General features: G+C 65.0%; 18 protein-coding genes and 1 tRNA gene. 5 read left to right on the plus strand and 14 right to left on the minus strand.

Going from position 1 to position 18,422, the window contains the following annotated elements:
- From ON062_RS03180 to murI, 4 genes are all read right to left on the minus strand, one after another.
- On the minus strand, nucleotides 1-912 hold the full coding sequence (locus ON062_RS03180; protein ID WP_274645677.1) for a cation diffusion facilitator family transporter: 912 nt from the start codon (nucleotides 910-912) through the stop codon (nucleotides 1-3).
- A gap of 81 nt (nucleotides 913-993) precedes the next feature.
- Nucleotides 994-1,605: an RdgB/HAM1 family non-canonical purine NTP pyrophosphatase gene (gene rdgB / locus ON062_RS03185; RefSeq protein ID WP_274645678.1), complete on the minus strand. Its 612-nt coding sequence runs from the start codon at nucleotides 1,603-1,605 to the stop codon at nucleotides 994-996.
- A gap of 2 nt (nucleotides 1,606-1,607) precedes the next feature.
- Nucleotides 1,608-2,351: a ribonuclease PH gene (gene rph, locus ON062_RS03190; RefSeq protein WP_274645679.1), complete on the minus strand. Its 744-nt coding sequence runs from the start codon at nucleotides 2,349-2,351 to the stop codon at nucleotides 1,608-1,610.
- Between the two features lie 32 nt (nucleotides 2,352-2,383).
- Nucleotides 2,384-3,223, minus strand: coding sequence for a glutamate racemase (murI, locus tag ON062_RS03195; RefSeq protein ID WP_274645680.1), 840 nt, complete (start codon nucleotides 3,221-3,223; stop codon nucleotides 2,384-2,386).
- A gap of 38 nt (nucleotides 3,224-3,261) precedes the next feature.
- On the opposite strand from murI, the gene ON062_RS03200 reads away from it, so the two are divergent.
- Nucleotides 3,262-4,623: a nicotinate phosphoribosyltransferase gene (locus tag ON062_RS03200; protein WP_274645681.1), complete on the plus strand. Its 1,362-nt coding sequence runs from the start codon at nucleotides 3,262-3,264 to the stop codon at nucleotides 4,621-4,623.
- Here the strand turns inward: ON062_RS03200 and ON062_RS03205 are convergent.
- The 3 genes from ON062_RS03205 to ON062_RS03215 are packed head-to-tail and all read right to left on the minus strand — an operon-like array spanning nucleotide 4,602 to nucleotide 7,657.
- Complete coding sequence (locus ON062_RS03205; protein WP_274645682.1) at nucleotides 4,602-4,868, minus strand: DUF3039 domain-containing protein; 267 nt, start codon at nucleotides 4,866-4,868, stop codon at nucleotides 4,602-4,604. The genes ON062_RS03200 and ON062_RS03205 overlap by 22 nt on opposite strands.
- Nucleotides 4,869-4,928: 60 nt before the next feature.
- Nucleotides 4,929-6,494, minus strand: a complete 1,566-nt coding sequence (locus tag ON062_RS03210) for a hypothetical protein (protein WP_274645683.1) — start codon at nucleotides 6,492-6,494, stop codon at nucleotides 4,929-4,931.
- Nucleotides 6,470-7,657 (minus strand): ABC transporter ATP-binding protein, encoded by a 1,188-nt coding sequence (locus ON062_RS03215; RefSeq protein ID WP_306802175.1) that lies wholly within the window; start codon nucleotides 7,655-7,657, stop codon nucleotides 6,470-6,472. The genes ON062_RS03210 and ON062_RS03215 overlap by 25 nt, the downstream gene beginning before the upstream one ends.
- Before the next feature lie 196 nt (nucleotides 7,658-7,853).
- Here ON062_RS03215 and ON062_RS03220 point away from each other — a divergent pair, with 196 nt between their 5' ends.
- Nucleotides 7,854-8,546, plus strand: coding sequence for a phosphocholine cytidylyltransferase family protein (locus tag ON062_RS03220; RefSeq protein ID WP_274645684.1), 693 nt, complete (start codon nucleotides 7,854-7,856; stop codon nucleotides 8,544-8,546).
- Nucleotides 8,547-8,567: 21 nt separating this feature from the next.
- Here ON062_RS03220 and ON062_RS03225 read toward each other — a convergent pair whose 3' ends face one another.
- Nucleotides 8,568-9,860, minus strand: coding sequence for a CDP-glycerol glycerophosphotransferase family protein (locus ON062_RS03225; protein WP_274645685.1), 1,293 nt, complete (start codon nucleotides 9,858-9,860; stop codon nucleotides 8,568-8,570).
- 110 nt (nucleotides 9,861-9,970) lie between these two features.
- Here ON062_RS03225 and ON062_RS03230 point away from each other — a divergent pair, with 110 nt between their 5' ends.
- A complete protein-coding gene (locus tag ON062_RS03230; RefSeq protein ID WP_274645877.1) occupies nucleotides 9,971-10,999 on the plus strand; it encodes a glycosyltransferase family 2 protein in 1,029 nt (342 codons plus the stop codon).
- Nucleotides 11,000-11,011: 12 nt separating this feature from the next.
- Here the strand turns inward: ON062_RS03230 and ON062_RS03235 are convergent, their stop codons facing one another.
- From ON062_RS03235 to ON062_RS03245, 3 genes are read right to left on the minus strand one after another with little or no spacing between them, the layout of a single operon-like run.
- The gene (locus tag ON062_RS03235; protein WP_274645686.1) at nucleotides 11,012-12,451 is read right to left on the minus strand and encodes a CDP-glycerol glycerophosphotransferase family protein; all 1,440 of its coding nucleotides are present in this window, start codon (nucleotides 12,449-12,451) and stop codon (nucleotides 11,012-11,014) included.
- Nucleotides 12,448-13,728 carry a CDP-glycerol glycerophosphotransferase family protein gene (locus tag ON062_RS03240; protein WP_274645687.1) on the minus strand — a complete coding sequence of 427 codons (1,281 nt, stop codon included), beginning with the start codon at nucleotides 13,726-13,728 and terminating at the stop codon, nucleotides 12,448-12,450. The genes ON062_RS03235 and ON062_RS03240 overlap by 4 nt, the downstream gene beginning before the upstream one ends.
- 48 nt (nucleotides 13,729-13,776) lie before the next feature.
- Nucleotides 13,777-15,360: a S1C family serine protease gene (locus ON062_RS03245; protein WP_274645688.1), complete on the minus strand. Its 1,584-nt coding sequence runs from the start codon at nucleotides 15,358-15,360 to the stop codon at nucleotides 13,777-13,779.
- A gap of 117 nt (nucleotides 15,361-15,477) precedes the next feature.
- Here ON062_RS03245 and ON062_RS03250 point away from each other — a divergent pair, with 117 nt between their 5' ends.
- Nucleotides 15,478-16,683 (plus strand): aminotransferase class I/II-fold pyridoxal phosphate-dependent enzyme, encoded by a 1,206-nt coding sequence (locus ON062_RS03250; protein WP_274645689.1) that lies wholly within the window; start codon nucleotides 15,478-15,480, stop codon nucleotides 16,681-16,683.
- Here the strand turns inward: ON062_RS03250 and ON062_RS03255 are convergent.
- Nucleotides 16,680-17,495: a carbon-nitrogen hydrolase family protein gene (locus tag ON062_RS03255; RefSeq protein ID WP_274645690.1), complete on the minus strand. Its 816-nt coding sequence runs from the start codon at nucleotides 17,493-17,495 to the stop codon at nucleotides 16,680-16,682. The two genes, ON062_RS03250 and ON062_RS03255, sit on opposite strands and share 4 nt — an antisense overlap.
- Nucleotides 17,492-17,743 carry a DUF6328 family protein gene (locus tag ON062_RS03260; protein ID WP_274645691.1) on the minus strand — a complete coding sequence of 84 codons (252 nt, stop codon included), beginning with the start codon at nucleotides 17,741-17,743 and terminating at the stop codon, nucleotides 17,492-17,494. The genes ON062_RS03255 and ON062_RS03260 overlap by 4 nt, the downstream gene beginning before the upstream one ends.
- Before the next feature lie 102 nt (nucleotides 17,744-17,845).
- On the opposite strand from ON062_RS03260, the gene ON062_RS03265 reads away from it, so the two are divergent.
- A tRNA-Met gene (locus ON062_RS03265) sits at nucleotides 17,846-17,919 on the plus strand.
- Nucleotides 17,920-17,972: 53 nt separating this feature from the next.
- On the opposite strand, the gene ON062_RS03270 is transcribed toward ON062_RS03265, so the two are convergent.
- A complete protein-coding gene (locus ON062_RS03270) occupies nucleotides 17,973-18,362 on the minus strand; it encodes a MarR family winged helix-turn-helix transcriptional regulator (RefSeq protein ID WP_274645692.1) in 390 nt (129 codons plus the stop codon).
- Nucleotides 18,363-18,422: the final 60 nt, after the last annotated feature.

Consider the following 18,422-nt stretch of genomic DNA (forward strand, 5'->3'; position numbering starts at 1 on the left):
TCACGCGTGGGCATCGTGTTCGACGTGCCCGGCCGGTTCGAGTTGAAAGGTCGAATGCTCCACGTCGAAATGCGAAGCGAGGCACTCCTGCAGCCGACTCAACACCGCGGGAGCATGACCGTGCTCCCACACCTCATCGGCGACGACCACGTGCGCGCTGAATACCGGCGCACCGCGCGTGAGTTGCCACACGTGGACATCGTGGCAATCCACCACGCCCTCCGTGGTCAGAATGTGCTCCCGGATCTCACCGACCGCAGTACCCGAGGGCGCTGATTCCGCCAGGACATGGACGACTTCGCGAAGCAGCCCGATCGCCCGCGGGACGATCATCGCCGCAATCGCCAGCGAAGCGATCGCGTCGGCTTGAACCCAACCGGTAAGCACGATGACAACAGCCGCAATGATCACTGCCAGCGAGCCGATGAGATCACCCAGGACTTCCAGATACGCGCCGCGCACGTTGATGTTGGTCCGCTGCGCCGCGCTGAGCAGCCACATCGCCACGGCATTGGCGCCGAGTCCCACAACAGCCACCACGAGCATGAAGCCGCCCTCGACCTCGACAGCAGCCGGAGAGACCAGCCGGGAGATCCCTTCAACGGCAACCCACACCGACAACACGATCAGGATGATCGCATTCACGAGAGCTCCGAGAACCTCTGCACGCTGGAACCCGAACGTGTTGCGCTCCGTCGCCGGGCGAGCAGCGATCGCGCTGGCGACCAGTGCGATGACAAGCGCCGCGGCATCGGTGAACATGTGCACCGCGTCGGCGAGCAGCGCAAGAGACCCAGAGACAATCGCGCCGATGATCTGCGCCGCCATGACCGTCGCCGTTATTGCCAGCGAAAGGGCAAGAAGCCGCCGGTTGCTGGAGTGACGGATGCCGCGAGGTGCGTGGTCGTGCATGCCCCAAGGCTATGCGCGCGAGGGCTGTGAGAGACCCCGTGTCGACTAGTCGGGAATGAGTGTGATTCTCAGCGTCAGTACTCAGAGATCGGCGAGGAGCGGACCCAGTGCGACGAACGCTCGCGCGCGATGCGACTGCGCATTCTTGTCCTCGGCGGTCCACTCTCCCACCGTTCGCGGGGACCCACCTTGCCCGTCCGGGATGAACACCGGGTCGTAACCGAAGCCGCCCGCCCCCGATGGTTCGGTCGCAAGCATGCCCGGCCAGATGCCTTCGACGACGTGCTCCGTGCCATCAGGCGAGACCAACGCGATCGTCGAAACGAACTGCGCAGCGCGATGCTCCTCAGCGATGTCAGAGAGTTGGTCAAGGAGGAGCGCGACGTTTGCGGCGCCGTCTTTGGCGTGCCCCGCCCAGTACGCCGAGAAGACGCCGGGTGCACCGCCGAGCACATCGACGCAGATCCCGGAATCATCGGCCAGCGCAGGAAGTCCCGTGTGCGCAGCGGCCGCGCGGGCCTTGATCAGGGCGTTCTGAGCGAATGTGATCCCGTCCTCGACGGGTTCGGGCCCGTCATACGCGACCACCTTCAGGTCCGGCCGAGTCGCCGCAACGATCGCCTGGAACTCGGCCACCTTGTGCGCGTTGTGCGTCGCCAAGACAACCGCACGAGACGATGTCGGCTCTGTCACGGTCACTCCCCCGCAGCGGCCAGAGAAGCGACCTGGATGTCGCGCAGCTGCGCACAGCCGTTCACGCCCAATTCGAGCAGCGCATCGAGTTCGCGCTTGTCGAACGGCGCGCCTTCCGCCGTGCCTTGCACTTCGACGAACAGTCCGCGACCGGTGACAACCACGTTCATGTCCGTCTCGGCGCGCACATCTTCGACGTAGGCGAGGTCGAGCATCGGCTCCCCATCGATGATGCCGACCGATACCGCAGAGACCGAGTCAATGAGCGGGGTGGCTTTCTGCCCGATGAACTTCTTCGACCGCCCCCACTCGATGGCGTCCACGAGCGCCACATAGGCCCCCGTGATCGCAGCGGTTCGAGTGCCGCCATCCGCCTGCAACACATCGCAGTCGATGACGATGGTGTTTTCACCCAGTGCCTTCGTATCGACCACGGCACGCAGAGCGCGGCCGATGAGTCGCGAGATCTCGTGCGTCCTGCCGCCGATCTTGCCGCGCACGGCCTCGCGATCGTTGCGCGAGTTCGTCGCTCGCGGAAGCATCGCGTACTCCGCGGTGACCCAGCCCTTCCCCTTGCCGGTGAGCCAGCGCGGAACCCCGTTGGTGAAGGATGCCGTGCACAGAACCTTGGTGCCCCCGAACGAGATCAAGGCCGAACCCTCCGCGTGAGCGCTCCACCCCCGCTCGATCGTGATCTCTCGCAGGTCGTCGGTTGCGCGGCCGTCTGCGCGGACAATGTCGCTCATGTCTCTCCTCGGTGGGTTCTTCGGTACTCAGTTCACGACAGCGGCTGTGCGCTGCGAACGGGAAGATCGATGGCGCCCGTCTGTACGAGCTGGACGTCACGCACCTCACGGCCCATCAGCCTGTGGGCAAGGCGGACGAAATCGTCTGCCGAGGTCCCGGTGGCCTCGTAGATGTGGCGGGGCGTGGCATCCGGTCCTGCGAGAAGATCTCGCGAAACCAGCTGGCGATACACGTCTTTGGCTGTCTCGCTGTCACTTGAGACCAAACTGACGTCCGGTCCCATCACGTAGCTGATCGCCCCCTCGAGGAACGGGTAGTGCGTGCAGCCGAGTACGAGCGTGTCAACCCCGGCGTGTCGCAAAGGTGAAAGGTACTCCTCCGCGACAGTCAGCACTTCGGCAGACCCGGTGACACCGTCTTCGACGAACTCGACGAACCGCGGGCACGCTTGCGCGAACACGGTGAGGCGCTCATTCACCTCGAGCATGTCCTGATACGCGCGAGAACCGATCGTGCCAACCGTGCCGATGACGCCGACCCTTCCGTTGCGCGTGGTCGACATCGCCGTACGCACGGCCGGGCCAATGACCTCGACCACCGGGACGTCATAGCGCTCCCGCGCGTCGCGCAGCATCGCCGATGAGGCAGTGTTGCATGCAATAACGAGCATCTTCACACCCTGATCGACGAGGGTGTCGAGGATCTCCAGCGAGTACCGACGCACGTCGGCGATGGGCTTCGGACCGTAGGGCGAGTGCGCCGTGTCTCCGATGTACACCAGTGATTCTTGTGGCAACAGCGCCGAGATAGCCCGCGCGACAGTGAGGCCACCGACTCCGGAGTCGAAGATTCCGATGGGGGCGTCATTCACGATCACTCAGCCTACGCCAGCGTCAGTAGGCTTTCGCTATGAGCGCCGCGCCCGTGAGCACTGCCCTGTATACCGACCGCTATGAACTGACCATGCTGGGCGCAGCCCTGCGCGATGGCACCGCCCAGCGGCGGTGCGTGTTCGAGGTGTTCGGGCGTCGCCTGCCCGGGGGCCGGCGGTACGGCGTGGTCGCCGGCACCGGGCGCCTCCTGTCGTTGATCCGCGACTTCCAGTTCGGTGAGGATGAACTCCGCTTTCTGGCCGACGAGAAGGTGGTGGATGCCGAGACCCTGGCGTTCCTGGAGAACTACCGTTTCACCGGCTCGATCACGGGGTATCGCGAGGGCGAACTCTACTTTCCTGGTTCCCCTGTGCTCGTTGTGGAGGGTACCTTCGCCGAGGCAGTCGTGCTTGAGACCCTCGCACTGAGCGTGCTCAATCATGACTCGGCCATCGCTACCGCCGCAGCGCGCATGAGTGTGGCAGCGGGTGAGCGTCCTCTCGCTGAGATGGGTTCGCGACGCGCCGGAGAGGAGTCTGCGGTAGCTGCGGCACGCGCCGCCTACATCGCAGGATTCGGCGCCACCTCGAATCTTGAAGCCGGGCGACGGTGGGGCATCCCCACGATGGGAACCGCCGCGCACGCCTGGACGTTGCTCCACGACTCGGAGGAGGACGCCTTTCGCGCGCAGATAGCTGCGCTCGGCGTGGAGACTACCCTGCTCGTCGATACGTACGACACGCGCACAGGCGTCGATACCGCGATCCGTGTGGCAGGGACCGAACTCGGTGGCGTGAGGCTCGATTCCGGCGACCTTCCCTCTGTTGCCTCGGCCGTTCGCGAACAACTCGACCACCTCGGTGCCACGCACACCAAGATCACCGTCACCAGCGACCTCGACGAGCACGCCATCGCGGCACTTGCCGCCTCGCCGGTCGACTCGTACGGCGTGGGAACGTCCGTGGTCACGGGGGCAGGGAGCCCGACGGCCGGGATGGTTTACAAGCTGGTGGCACGCGAGGATCCCGCCGGCGGCTGGGTGTCAGTCGCCAAGGCATCAACGAACAAGGCGTCCCATGGCGGACGGAAATCCGCGTTCCGCACCTTGGAAGGCGGCACCGCGACCGGAGAACTGATCCTGGTCGCGTCGGCCTTCGAGTCCCTCGCTTCGCCGGACGCACCCGAAGGCGCCCGCCCGCTTCATCACGCGCTGGTGCGCTCCGGTGAGGTGATCACCGACTTCGAGGGGCCATCGGGCGTGCAGGCAGCGCGCGATCACCATCGCGCGGTTCGGCGAGAGCTGCCCCTGCGCGGGCTTGCGCTGAGCCGTTCCGAGCCGGCCCTACCGACCGTGTACGTCGACGTCGATATGGAGGGTCAGCCGCCGAGCGACTCGTAGATCTCTTTACACGTCGGGCACACCGGAAACTTCTCGGGGTCGCGGCCCGGAGTCCACTTCTTGCCGCACAGCGCCCGCACCGGCTTTCCCGTGAGAGCGGACTCGAGAATCTTGTCCTTCTTCACATAATGCGAGAAGCGCTCGTGGTCACCGGGTTCGATGTTCTCTTCTTGGATGAGCTCTTCGAGCTCTCGGTCGAGGGTGGCCAAGCCGCCCTGATCGGGGCTGTCGAGGGGGGTGCTCATGCCGTCAGTGTACCCGTGACTCAGGCCGGTTGGGGCGCGGAATGGGTCGTGCACAGACGATCACGTCGCTTCGGCGAACTCCATCAGGCGACCGCTGCGTCGTTCGAAGACGGCCGCGCCGATGGCGACGCCGAACACCAACGTTCCGCACCCGATACCGACCCCGCCCCACAGGGCACGGTCTGCAGACGTGGGGTCCTCGATGGCGAGCCATGACCACCAGAACACCGGGGCACTCAACAGCAGAACGCCGAGCAGCACCATCCCCTGCGACAGGAACGGCGTCGAACCGGTACGCGCCGGCTGACGAAACGGGCTATCACCGGGGCGCGAAACCGGGTACGGGGCTGCCGCCGATGCGATGCTCGACAAGCCGAGACCCGTGAGGAACAGGCACGCGCACAGCCCGATCATGGCAGGAAGAATTGACCAACGACCGTGCAACGACACAGCGATCGGGATCGCTACCGCCAACGCGGGTGTGCCGATGAGAAACACCGGCACCAGTCGCCCGACGCGGTCAGCCAGACCGCGCACGCCGCTGGCGAAGTGCATCCACACGGCCGTGGAGTCGTAAGCCACGTCGTTGTGCACGAGCCAACCGAGGAACAGAGCCGCGAATGGCACCGGCACAAGCGCAACCGTTTCGGGCGCCACGCCCGCCACGAGTAGCGGCACCGTGGTCGCCGCCGCGGCGACCGGGATCACCAGCAAATTCATGAGGTAGCGCTGATCGTTGAGCCAATACAGCAGACTCCGTGCGGCGATGGCGCCGCCGGGCGTTCCGGGCGCAACTGCGAACCAACCGAGGCCGCGCCGCTCGCGCACCGCGAGTGGGCGCTCTGTGGTCGTGAGCGTACGCCGCACGAGCAAGACCCACAGCGCGACCAAGACGACGATTGTGGCGAGCGCGACGAGGATCGCTGTGGTCGAGGCGGGGTTTCCCACGACGATGAGACCGGGATAAGCCCATGCCGCACCCAGCGGGGTGATCGCCAGCAACTGGACGGCTTCAGAGAGCTGCGATGGGACAATCCCTTCCCATTCCAGCGAGGACAAGAAGACTCCCGCGGGCACCACCACGATGATGATGAGCAGGAGGAAAAGCCCTGTCAGTTCACGGGACTGCCGCTCCTTCAAAAACAGAGACGCCGCAGCCAAGCAGACGCGAGCTGCGAGCGAGCAGGTGATCACGCCAAGCGCCCCGCCGATCACGGTCGTCGCCACGGGCGCGCCGAACGACGACCACATGACCCCGGTGCTGATCGCCAGGGCTGCCAGTGCGATGACCGGAACGCTGATCATGCCGGCCATAGCGAGAGCACCCGCAAGAGGACCGGGTGCCGGCCCGACCACGGCGAATCGTCGGGGGTCGAGCGGGTCGCTTGCCGCGCCGATCAAAGGCGACAAGGCGAACCCCACGGTCGCCGCCGAGCCAGCCAGCACCGTCACCGTGAGTGCCACTTCCACCGGCGAGTCGCGCAACGACAACAAAGCCCAGCACCCGGCGGCCGTCGCACCGGCAACCACAAGGTATTGCACAACCGTACGGCTCACATCGACGATGTCACCGCGGAACGCACCGACCAGCAGCGCAAGCCTCAGTCGGAGAACGTGTGCAACCACTCCAGGCCCTCCACGTCACTGAGCCCGCCGGCCAACTCGACGAATCGCTGTTCGAGCGTCAGCTCTCCTCGCACCTCATCAACGGTGCCTTCTGCAAGAACCTGCCCCGCGACGATCACCGCGACTCGGCTGCACATGCGCTCGACCAATTCCATGCCGTGGCTCGACAGGATGACCGTGCCACCGTGCGCGACGTACGTGTTGAGAATGTCGATGATCACCGCGCTGGAAACCGGGTCCACAGCCTCGAACGGCTCATCCAAGACCAAGAGGCGCGGCGAGTGGATCAACGCGCCGGCCAGCATGACCTTCTTCAGCATGCCGGCGGAGTAGTCCGACACCACACGCCCGAGGGCGTCGGTCAGATCGAACGCGCGAGACAGATCGGCCGTGCGGCTCTCTGCGACGGCCGGTTTGAGCCCGCGCAGCACGCCGTAGTAGTAGAGAAGCTGCCGGCCGGTCAGGCGATCGAAAGTCCGCAGCCGATCGGGCAGCACGCCCATCAACTGCTTGACTCCGCGGGGATCGGATGCCGCGTCCAACCCAGCAACTCGAATACTGCCCTTATCGGGGGCAAGAAGTCCGGCGATCATCGACAGCGTCGTCGTCTTGCCAGCGCCGTTCGGCCCAACGATTCCATAGAACGAACCCGCGGGGATGGTGAGGTCGATCCCATCAACTGCGGCGACATCACCGAAGCGCTTGGTGACGCCTCTCAGCACCAGCACATCCTCACCGGACGCTGCCTGCTGCTCAAACACGCCGTCCACCTCGACCAAGGCGGGCGCCGATCCCGTCGAAGAATCATCAGGCTCAGGCTCAGGCTCAGGCTCAGGCTCAGGCTCAGGGCTGACGAGTTCCCCGTCCGAGACGGCCGGATCGGGATCGGCCGCGTCATCGCTGGAGGGTGACGGTTGCGCCCATGCCGGCAGGGGCGGCTTGGGCGGGATGATCAACCCGGCGTCTGTGTCCGTGTCAGCATCCGAGCTCTCTTCCCCGACGGCGGGGTCCTCGGGGGCGCCCGAAACAGACGGCCGGGACGGACCTGACTTCTGCTTGATCAATCGCCCTGCGGCTGCAGAAAGCCGGACGATGGGCGCGGAGACAGTCGAATCCGTCTCTTGCGGATCACGGTCATTCGGCGCCGGCAGAGATGCTGTCATCGATCCAACCTACCAAGCAAGGCAGACAGCACGGTAAGGCAGTGTGGGCGAACAGCGAATACTCAGCACATCACGAATCCGCAACAGCCGGGAGAATTTCTGGTCCTTCCCAGCCCCACTCGCTACCATGAGATCGGCACGAAGGGGTGTCCCGTCGGTTAACCGACGATGAACCGCCCACTTTCAGGAGCAGACTTTGACCCTTCAGACCATTATCCTCGCCGCAGGCATGGGTTCGCGACTCGGTCGCGCTTTGCCCAAGCCCCTCACTGAGCTGAGCGACGGTCGCAGCATCATGCGGCAGCAGCACGACAACATCCGCGCCGCGTTCGGCTCGGACGCAAAAATCACGACCGTCGTCGGATACCGCGCGGAGTCGATCGTTGACGCGTTTCCCAACGTCGACTACGTGTACAACGACCGCTACGACCAGACCAACACATCGAAGAGCCTGCTGCGCGGGCTGGCCAACACCGGCCGTTCCGGCGTGCTCTGGATGAACGGCGACGTCGTTTTCGACCCGCGGGTACTCGGGCGGGCGATCGCCCACATCGAGGCAGACCAATCGTTCGTCACCGTCAACACGTCGAAGGTCAGCGACGAAGAAGTCAAGTACACCGTCACCGCCGACGGACACATCGACGAGCTGTCGAAGACCGTCGAGCGTGGCATCGGCGAAGCCGTCGGGATCAACTACATTTCCTCGCGCGACAAGCGGGCGTTCATGCGCCAGTTGACCCGGGTAGGTGATCAGGATTACTTCGAGCGCGGATTGGAACTGGCCATCGCCGAAGACGGCGTGCGCGTCGTGCCGCTGGACATCTCGGATCTCTATGCGGTCGAGATCGACTTCGCGGAAGATCTCGAGCGGGCGAACCTCTTCGTCTGAGGTCGCGCGGCTTCGCCCGCGTCAGGCGCCAAGAACGACGTCGTCATCCTCCGCGTCATCGTCGAGATCGTCCTCGATCTCCTCTTCTTCGTCCTGACCGTGCCAGCGTTCCCACTCGGACATCAGCCGAGCCACAGCGTCATGGAATCGCCGTGTCGCTGCGCCGGGGGTGGTGTCACCGAAGTAGTGAGACACCCACGTATGTAGGGTGGCCTGAGCGTTCTCGTCGTCGAGAACCCGATCAATCTGCGTCGTGACGTCCTCGGCGTCGGCCGCATCGAGCCATTCGCACTCCGACAAGTAGCCGTGCGTATCGATGAGCGCGGCGGGATCGGTGGGCCGCGCGATCAGCAGCGGCTTGTCTGCCGCTAACCGGTCGTACACCATCGCAGAAATGTCAACGATGGCGACGTCGGCAGCGGCGAGCTGCCACCCAAGATCGGGGCCATCATCGAAGACGTGTTGTGCGCTCGGATCCGCTGTGTTCGCCGCCGCGAGCGACGCGATGATCCGTTGGTTCGCGGCGCCATACGCAGCATTCACCACCCCTGAACGAGGGTGGGGACGATAGATCACGCGATAGGTGCCTGCGCGCAACAGCGCCGAGATCAATGCCTCGCCGTGGGACGCGATCGACCCGTAGTGAGCGGACGGGCGATCCCCCTCCCACGTGGGCGCGTAAAGGATGACACGCCGAGCATCCGGCGTGTATGGGAGCCGGCCCGAATAGTGATCGGCTTGCGGTCGACCGATCTCGATCGCACGGTGGTCGAAGTCATAGTCCCACAGCACCCGTCCGAGGCGCTCGCGCGCTGCCTTCCCGGCAATGAACGCAAAGTCGTACGCCTTGTACTGGTTCGTGGCCATGTACATCTTGTCGGACTCGCCGTGGTTGATGAATACATGCCACCGTCGTCCGTACCGGAACATCTGAAAGTTGCGCGTGTTCTGGTTCACGTACAACACGACACGGATGTCTTGGGTACCAATGAAGCGTTCGAGATCACGCACGGTCGGGACGAACGCAACGGGGGGCGCGCCCTGCTCACGCAGCAGCGCCTGAGCACCCGACGCAGACCGGCTCAGGACGACCACCGGCCACGTACGTGCCAGCTCCGCGAGCGGCTTATACCACTGGCGGATCTGGTACATGTTGACGTCGCCGTCTGCGAAGTACACCGCTACCCGGTAGTGCTGGCGCGGGTGCGGCGGGAGCGCCGCGAGCGCACGCCGCACCGAGATCACAGCCGAGCGAGATTGCACCGCCTTCCGGACGAGCGAGACTGCCTTCTTGCCATCCGAGACGATACCCACGGCTCCAGCCTACCCAGCAAGGAACGTGGCATGATCGAGCCGTGCATGACGAGCAAAGCGGCCACCCGAAGGCCTCCCCCGTTTCGGGCTCCGCAGGCGTCACGTTCATCATGCCCGTACTCAACGAGCGTGATTACCTCGAGCATGCTGTCTCGACCGTCCTCGGCCAGTCGGTCGACGGGCCGATGGAATTGATCCTCGCGCTCGGACCGTCAACCGATGGAACGACCGAGCTCGCGCAGCGCATCGCGTCCGACGATGCTCGCGTTCGGCTCGTCGACAACCCCGCGGCTGATATCCCCATCGGGCTCAACCTGGCGATCGCCGCAGGCTCGTACCCGATCATCGTGCGCGTCGACGCCCACTCCGAGCTCGAAGACGATTACACCCGCCACGCGCTGGCGACACTCGCCCGTGTGGATGCCGCCAACGTCGGTGGCGTGATGCGCGCGCGCGGTCGTACGCCGTTTCAACGAGCGGTCGCCCGCGCATACAACTCACCCATCGGGCTCGGCGGCGGTGCCTACCACGGCGGTGCGCGAGAGGGTGAGGCCGAGTCTGCTTATTTGGGTGTGATGCGCCGTGATGTCCTGGAAGAAGTCGGGGGCTTCGATGAAACGATCCGCCGCGGTGAGGACTGGGAACTCAACTTACGCATCCGCCGAGCGGGCCACCGTGTGTGGTTCGACCCGCAATTGGCTGTCACCTACTGGCCACGTGAGAGCTGGGTGCGGCTCGCTCAGCAATTCGTCGCCACGGGGCGGTGGCGCGGCGAACTCGTCCGGCGGTACCCGGGTCGCAATCCCCTTCGCTTTTTCGCTCCCCCGGCCCTCGTGGTCGACGTGGGACTTGCCGTCATCCTCACCGCACTGTGTGCCTTCGGCGCCGTCGGTGGGTGGTTTGGGCTCGTTGCGGCGATGGCGGTCTACCTACCGATAGTCGCCTACCTTGCGATCATCATCGGGGTCGCTCTCGGGCCCGGTGGCGGGAAGGGGTGGCGGGACAAGCTGTGGACGACGGCCGTGCTGCCGACGATGCACCTGGCGTGGGGCTACGGCTTTCTCGCGGGCGTGCTGGTGGGCGCACGTGACACGGTGGACACCTCACGCTTGGGTACGCGGAACACCCCGCTCCCGTAGGGCTCCACAGCGTCACTCGCGGGCAACGAATCCCTGGTCCAGAATGCGTGCGACAACACGTTCGGCCGCATGTCCGTCGTCTCGCGAGTTGAAGCGTGCGTTCCACGCACGGTAGCGGCCCGTGAACTGTTGCGGATCGGGCGCGTTCACAGCATCCGTCAACTCCGCCTGCGTGCGGACGACAGGCCCGGGAGCGTGCGCGGCCAAATCGAAGTAAAAGCCGCGTAGTTCGCCGCGATAGTGCTCGAGATCCGGCACCAGGAAGTACATGGGCTTGCCGGTGACCGAAAAATCGAACATGACCGAGGAGTAGTCGGTGATCAGTGCATCGGCGACCAGAAGAAGTTGCGAGATGTCAGGAAAGGTCGTGACGTCGATCACTCGTGCGCCGATCGTGTCAGAACCCTGCTGGATCGTGCGTGAATGTCCGCGTACCAAGATCACCGCGTCGGTGTCCGCCGCCAGCCGCGAGAGATCGACGAAGTCCACCATCTGCTCACGGTCATCACGCCACGTCGGAGCATAGAGCAGGACACGATCGGATGCCGCAATCCCCAGAATCTCGCGAGCAGACGTTGCGTCGCCGGTGACGAGCACATCGTTACGTGGATAGCCCTCGACCCAAATCGGGCGGGACAGGAAGGCGTACGCCTTGCCGAGAATTCGTTCGGCGTACGCGTTCTGCGCGAGGAGAACGTTCCACCGGCGACCCTCTCGGACGACCGCGACCGCGCGGCGCGGATCGAATCCGGGCCGGTGCAGCGCCAAACGCTTGACGGGGGTGCCGTGCCACGTCTGAAGAACGCGCTGGCCCCGGCGGCGCGCGAATCGACGTCGAAGCCAGTCATTGACGACGAGCAGTCGAGCCGCGCCACGCGCACGCCACCATTCAGGGCTGCCCTCTACCACCGCGATCGCGCCGTCGGGGACGGCGACCGACAGGTCAACGACGCTCCAGTATCGGGTGACGTGAGGTGCGCGGCGGGCGAGCTCGCGGTCGATGGCCAGCGGATTGCAACTCGCGTTGCGACCGTAGAAGCTCTCGAAGAAGACGGCGTTCTCGAGTGCGCCGGGCCGCGTCGCATAGCGACGTTCGAGGGCGTCTTGCGCCTCCCCCGAGTCGTACGCGGGATGCACCGGCGGCCCGACCCGCAGGACGCCATCGACGATCTCAGCACGCAGCGTGCCGAGTTGCATCAGAGGAACGGACTCCACGTCCTCCGCGACGGCGTTGAGGAACAGGCGGTAGTCGCCACTGGGCAGCGGGAGGGGCGCGCCTCCCCAGCGGGAAGCCTCGAGGGGAAATTCCACCCGCCATCCGCGCCCATCGCCCGTCGGCACGCTCGAGACACGCGCACGCGGGCCGACCAGTTCAGCTGACTCTGGGGTAGGGCCGCGTCCGTGGACACGGAGGACCGCGCCACCGTCCGTCGAGAACGTCGCCAAAGTCATCTGGTTCTCCTCAGTTGTGCGCGTCCGGGCAACGCTCCGATACGGGCCGCGATCGCCTCGTAGAGCCGCTCACTGTTGCGTCCGTCACTGTAGGCGTGAACGCTGTCACTCAGTGCGCGTGCGCGCGCGATGCGGCGGGTACGCTCACCCTCGTCGCTCAGCAATCCCGTCAACTGATCGAGAGTCTGCGTCCACGACTGGGCCCAGGCGTTGCCTGCGACATCGCGGTACTCCCCGTAGAAGCCCCGGCGAGCGGCATAGCTCTCGACGTCAGGGGCGAAGAAAATCGTCGGCACCGGGACGAGGGATGCATCGAAGGCGAGCGAGGAGTAGTCGGTAATCAGCGCGTCGATCCCCGAAAGCGCCGGCGTAATGTCAACCAGCCGATCGGATCCCAGAAGTCGAACTCGGTCGGTACTCGAGCCCGGCTGGTACTCCCCCGCGCCCAGTGGATGAGACCGCACGAGCAGCACCGCATCAACTCTCTCGAGAGTTGCAAGGATTTCGCGCCAATCCTCGGCCTTCGGGATCGCTGGATCTTCGTCACCGTCACGCCATGTCGGCGCGTACAGCACGACGCGCGCACCGCCAAGCGCTCCCACGGCGGCTTCGATGGTCGCTCTGGCGCGCGCCTGACGAGCTTCGACATCACCCTGCGAGAGCACGTCGACGCGCGGTTCCCCCGTGACAGGCACCGCCGAGCTGCGCAGAGAAAACGCAGACTCCAGCCGCCCGCGGACGAGTTCCGATGCCGCGGGGATCACGGTGATGCGCCGGGTGGCAGACCGGTACATCGCCCGCAACAGCATCTCAGTCGCTCCCCCGAGCCACGTTCCTCGCACCGTGTGCGGTGCGCGGGTGGTCTCAGGTGAATCGATCCCGATGCGCTTGAGAGGGATGCCGTGCCAGAGCTGAACAATCACCGCGCCGGACGCGGCGAATCGGTTGACGTCGCCAAACCCGTGCGTCAGCACCACCACGCGCGCACGCGCCGTGCGCCAGAAGCCGCGCGCGGAGTGTTTGTGGATGCTCGGGATGCCACGCGCGGCCGCATCACGCGCTTGTTCATCGGAGTCCACCAACCACACCGCCGGCACGCCGTGGCGGGCCGCGACCTCCCACAGCGCGAGCGCACCGTCAGCAAGTCCCACGGCACAACCGAAGACCCAGTCTTCGCGGGTGCGCGGGATCACCCAGGTGGCCATGCGTCCAAGTGCATAGAGCGGGATGCTGAGGAGCTTGCGCGCATTCCCCGCGCCGAACGAGAAGGACGCCACTCCGCGAGCCTATCGCGGGGTGGCGTCCTTCTTGAGAACCGACAGAGATCAGAGCGGCAACTCACCGAGGGTGACTGTGACCTGCTCGGTATTCTCACCGCGCACATACGTCACGGTCGCTTCACTTCCGGCTGCGGCGGCGCGCACCTGAGCCGTGAGGTCCACGGAGTCCGTGATGGGTACGCCGTTGAAGCCCGTGACAATGTCGCCCTGACGCAGGCCCGCCGCATCGGCCGCGCCCCCGGCAACGACCTCGTCGATGTATGCGCCCTGGATGGTTGCGCCTTCGACAGCAGTAGCCGACATGACGTTGGCGCCCAGTAGTCCGTGGGTTGCGGAACCGGTCTCGATGATCTCGTTCGCGACACGCTCCACGACATCAGCGGGGATGGAGAAGCCGACGCCGATCGAACCTGCTTGGCCCGAAGATCCGCTCGCCGAGGCAATAGCGACGTTGATTCCGATCAGTTGCCCCTCGCTGTCAACGAGAGCTCCACCCGAGTTGCCGGGGTTGATCGCCGCGTCGGTCTGGATGACCGCGATCTTGATCGTCTCCGACGCCTGCGTCTGAGTCTGTTCCTGGCCGAAGTCGAAGAAGAATGGAGTGTCCTGCCCATCATCCTCGCTGCCGTCTTCCTCGCCTTGCGAGTTGCGTCCCCGAGAGTCGGTTTCATCAGAAGACCCGGTGTCGGGGGCGGCGGAAGACGCAATCTCAATCGAACGGTTGAGGGCGCTCACGATTCCTTCTGTCACCGTGTTCGATAGTCCCAGCGGCGCACCCACGGCAACAGTCACGTCGCCGACGTTCAGGTCCGCGGACGAGCCGAACTCGATCGGGGTAAGGCCACTGGCATCCTCGAGCTTGATGACTGCGAGGTCATACGTCGGGTCGGTGCCCACGATCGTTGCCGCGTACACCCGCCCGTCGCTCGTCGTGACGGTAATGTCAGCGTCCGCGGTAGCGCCGTCGAGTGTGACAACGTGCGTGTTCGTCACAACGTAGCCGTCTTCCGACAGGACGACGCCGGAGCCGGTTCCGCTGCCGCTGCTGCTCGAGGCGGCAATGGTCACGACGCTCGGAACTACCTTCGCGGCGATAGCGGTGGTGGCCGTCACCGAGTCGGTGTCATTCACCGTGACGGTCGATGGCCCCGCGGCTGGAACCGAGTTGACGGGCTCGAACACCTGTGTGCCCAGGTACGCGCCCCCGAGTCCGAAGGCACCGCTCACGAGGGCCGCAGCGACCAGGATGCCGGTGACCTTGCTCGCACCGCTGGGCTTCTTGTCCGACGCCGTGGCGTGAGCTCCGGGCAGAGATTCCAACGGCACCGTGGGTTGCGTGTCGTGCGCCGCGGAACCGAACGCTGCCCCAGGCACCGTAAAGCCCGCGGGAAGGGCGTACGCCTGCGCAGGGGCCGAACCGTATCCGTTTTCTGCTGCACGAGGAACAGCAGAACCTCGTGGCGCTTGGGCAGCGGCATCCTGAGCTGCCATCGGAGGAACAGGCGGCGGTGTCGGCGTGGCGGCCGGCTGGGCGTGGTCCGGACGATCGGCCGAATTCGGACTCTCGGTCTGGTTCTGGCCGTCGGCCTGGTTCTGACCTTCGGGTCGGTTCCCCGTGGTGTCGCTCATGACTGCTCCTTCTCCCATGTGAATTCCACCATGCCCACGTAGCCTGTGGGTTTTCTATGTCGTGGATGGGACAGCCCTATGGGATGCAGATGAAGACGTCGAGTAGCGTGAACGAGCATGCGACACATTTCTGGAGCGTGGCAGCGTACGGCGCGCGGAGCGGGACTCCTCGGGAGTGATGGGCGCCCACGGCCGACGATCTTCGCGGAAATGTCGGCGATAGCCAGCCGCACAGGCGCGATCAATCTGGGGCAGGGCTTCCCGGACTCCGACGGCCCGCCGGAGGTGTTGGAAGCTGCTCAACAAGCCATCGCGGCTGGGCTGAATCAGTACCCACCGGGTCGCGGCACTGCCGAACTGTGCCAGGCAATCGCCTCGCACCAACTCCGGTTCTACAACCTCACCCTCGATCCGGAAACAGAGGTACTGGTCACTGCGGGAGCCACCGAGGCTCTGGCCGCGAGCATCCTGGCCCTCGTCGGCGACGATGAGGCTGAAGTCATCGTGTTCGAACCGTTCTACGACGCGTACGCCGGGCTTGTCGCTCTGTCTGGAGCACGGCTCGTTCCCGTACCGCTGCGTTGGCCCGACTTTCAACCAGACCTCGACGAATTGGCTGCGGCCGTGAGCGCGCGTACACGCGTGATCGTGGTGAATGATCCCCACAACCCCACCGGCGCGGTATTCAGCCCGCAGGTGCGCGAACACATCGTGCGTTTGGCGATCGAGCACGACGCGGTGATCGTTACTGACGAGGTCTACGAGCACCTGGTTTTCGATGGCCGCCACGTTCCCATCGCATCCTTGCCCGGCGCCGCTGAGCGCACGCTCACGATCTCGTCAGGCGGCAAGACATTCGCAACCACCGGATGGAAAGTGGGGTGGGTCACAGGTCCGCGCGACCTCTTGGACGCCGTCATGACCGTCAAGCAGTACCTCACGTACTCAGGTGGCGCACCGTTTCAGCCGGCGATGGCTGCGGGACTCTCGCTGCCTGATGCCTTCTTCGCGGAAATTGCACAAACCCAAGGCCGGCGCAGTGCGCTGCTGGGCACCGGCCTGCGCGACGCCGGATTCGCGATCTCGGCGCCCGCCGCCACGTACTTCACCGTCGCAGATGTCAGCCCACTCGGGAGCGCTTCCGCGGACGACTTCTGTCGCCGGCTGCCCGTAGCAGCCGGCGTCGTCGCCCTGCCACTCTCGGCGTTCGTGAGCGCGGAGCATCGAGCCCGCTACGCGACCCTGGTTCGCTTCGCCGCGTGCCGCACGGACTCAGTGATCAGCGAAGCAATGACACGTCTGGGCGCTGCGTTCGCCAACTAGGCGCGCGGTACGACGTCGAATCGCCGCAGGGCCAGCGCGGGATTGACCCTCCGCACCCGCGCAATCGCCGCGGGATCGAGATGTGCGACGGCGACGTCAGTCCCCACACCCACGGAAGCCACTTCGCTCCCTAGCGGATCAACGATCATCGAATGGCCCACCCCCAGCGGCGGCGGATGATCCGCCGCGAGGACGAAAACAGTGTTCTCGATTGCTCGCGCGTGGATGAGAGTGCGCCAGTGGGCTTCCTTCATAGGCCCGCGAACCCATTCTGACGGGACGACAAGAACGTCCGCACCCGCATCAGTGAGCACCCGCGAGGACTCGGGGAATCTGAGGTCGTAACACGTCATCAAGCCACAACGCAGGCCGTCGACCTCAAAGAGCTGAGGTGGGCCATGTTCACCCGGCTCCACCCAGTCCGACTCCCGTTGGCCGAACGCGTCGTAAAGATGAAGCTTTCGATAGACGGCCTGAATACCACCGCCGGTCACGGCAACTGCCGTGTTGCGCACTCGATCACCCTCTGTTGCTCTCTCGACAAGCCCGGCAACGATCGTCACGTCGTGCTTACCCGCCAAGTCAGTGAGCGTGCGGGTCAATGGGCCGTCGAGCGCTTGCGCGCTCGCCGCCAGCGAGGAGTCGAACGGGTCGACGAAGTAGCTCGAGTACTCGGGGAAGACCACCAGTCGTGCCCCGCGAGCAGTTGCGGTCGCGACAAGCTCGGCGATTGCTGACAGATTCGCATCAAGGTCAGCCGTCGGCGCGAACTGGGCCACGGCAACGGCGACAGTTTCGGTTCGGGACGTCATGTGGGCGCCGCCCACCACGCGGCCCGAGCGCTGACGACGATGTCGAACACAAACGCACCGACACCGACCAGGAGAACAGAGACCGTCAACAGAGCCGTGATGCGGGCTTCGTGTCCATATCGAACGACTTCGGTCTTCGCGCGCCGTCGGAAGACGACGCGGTGCAGCGCGACCGGGAAAAGAGCAATGATCGCACTCAGGGTCGTGAGAACCGTGAGATCCGCGAAGGGTTCGGGGCGCGCCAGCATGGTCCCATCTTTCCGGCGCAGCGCCCGATTCGGCAAGCGAAGCCCGATCGCGACAGCCGTGTCGACGCGCGCTCGAATCCGTGCTAGGCTAACTTCTTGTGCCGCGGGGTGGAGCAGCTCGGTAGCTCGCTGGGCTCATAACCCAGAGGTCGCAGGTTCAAATCCTGTCCCCGCAACAAAAAACGAAAAAGCGCCCTAGAAATGGGGCGCTTTTTCGTTGCGCTCTGCGCTACTCACGCGGATCTATCGCACTGCCAAGAGCATCCATAAACTGGTTGATAACCAGGAGTTCTTTCTCAGAGTAGTCATCGGCGACCGCCTCCATGGCACGCAAGTGAGCGCGAAAGAGCCGAAAGAACTCTCTCTTGGACGCGGGGGTCAACTGCACCACACGCGCCCGACGGTCGCGAGGATGCGGCACCCGAACGATGTGGCCCGAGTCTGCGAGACGATCGAGCAATTTCGTGGTCGAAGCCGACGAAATTCGAAGATGATGAGCGATGTCATGCGGCGAGATGGACTCCCCTCGCTGCTCACGAACGATCAGCATGCGCAGCGCTGCGAGATCAGTTCCGTTCATATCCATGTCGCTCTTCATGCCGTTGTTCATGCGATCCATGGCGTCACTGAGTGCGCGGATCGCTCGCAACGTCTCCATGACGAGACCCTCACGAGGAAC

The organism is Microbacterium sp. C7(2022), from assembly GCF_028823665.1.
Classification (GTDB): Bacteria; Actinomycetota; Actinomycetes; order Actinomycetales; family Microbacteriaceae; genus Microbacterium.

Coding starts and splice junctions, on each gene's coding strand:
- ON062_RS03245 (WP_274645688.1), bottom strand. CDS start 15,360: ATGAGCGACACCACGGGGAACCGACCCGAAGGTCAGAACCAGGCCGAC.
- ON062_RS03205 (WP_274645682.1), bottom strand. CDS start 4,868: ATGAGCACCCCCCTCGACAGCCCCGATCAGGGCGGCTTGGCCACCCTC.
- ON062_RS03230 (WP_274645877.1), top strand. CDS start 9,971: ATGCCCGTACTCAACGAGCGTGATTACCTCGAGCATGCTGTCTCGACC.
- rph (WP_274645679.1), bottom strand. CDS start 2,351: ATGAGCGACATTGTCCGCGCAGACGGCCGCGCAACCGACGACCTGCGA.
- ON062_RS03250 (WP_274645689.1), top strand. CDS start 15,478: ATGCGACACATTTCTGGAGCGTGGCAGCGTACGGCGCGCGGAGCGGGA.
- ON062_RS03255 (WP_274645690.1), bottom strand. CDS start 17,495: ATGACGTCCCGAACCGAAACTGTCGCCGTTGCCGTGGCCCAGTTCGCG.
- ON062_RS03235 (WP_274645686.1), bottom strand. CDS start 12,451: ATGACTTTGGCGACGTTCTCGACGGACGGTGGCGCGGTCCTCCGTGTC.
- ON062_RS03180 (WP_274645677.1), bottom strand. CDS start 912: ATGCACGACCACGCACCTCGCGGCATCCGTCACTCCAGCAACCGGCGG.
- ON062_RS03200 (WP_274645681.1), top strand. CDS start 3,262: ATGAGCGCCGCGCCCGTGAGCACTGCCCTGTATACCGACCGCTATGAA.
- ON062_RS03270 (WP_274645692.1), bottom strand. CDS start 18,362: ATGGATCGCATGAACAACGGCATGAAGAGCGACATGGATATGAACGGA.
- ON062_RS03215 (WP_306802175.1), bottom strand. CDS start 7,657: ATGACAGCATCTCTGCCGGCGCCGAATGACCGTGATCCGCAAGAGACG.
- ON062_RS03260 (WP_274645691.1), bottom strand. CDS start 17,743: ATGCTGGCGCGCCCCGAACCCTTCGCGGATCTCACGGTTCTCACGACC.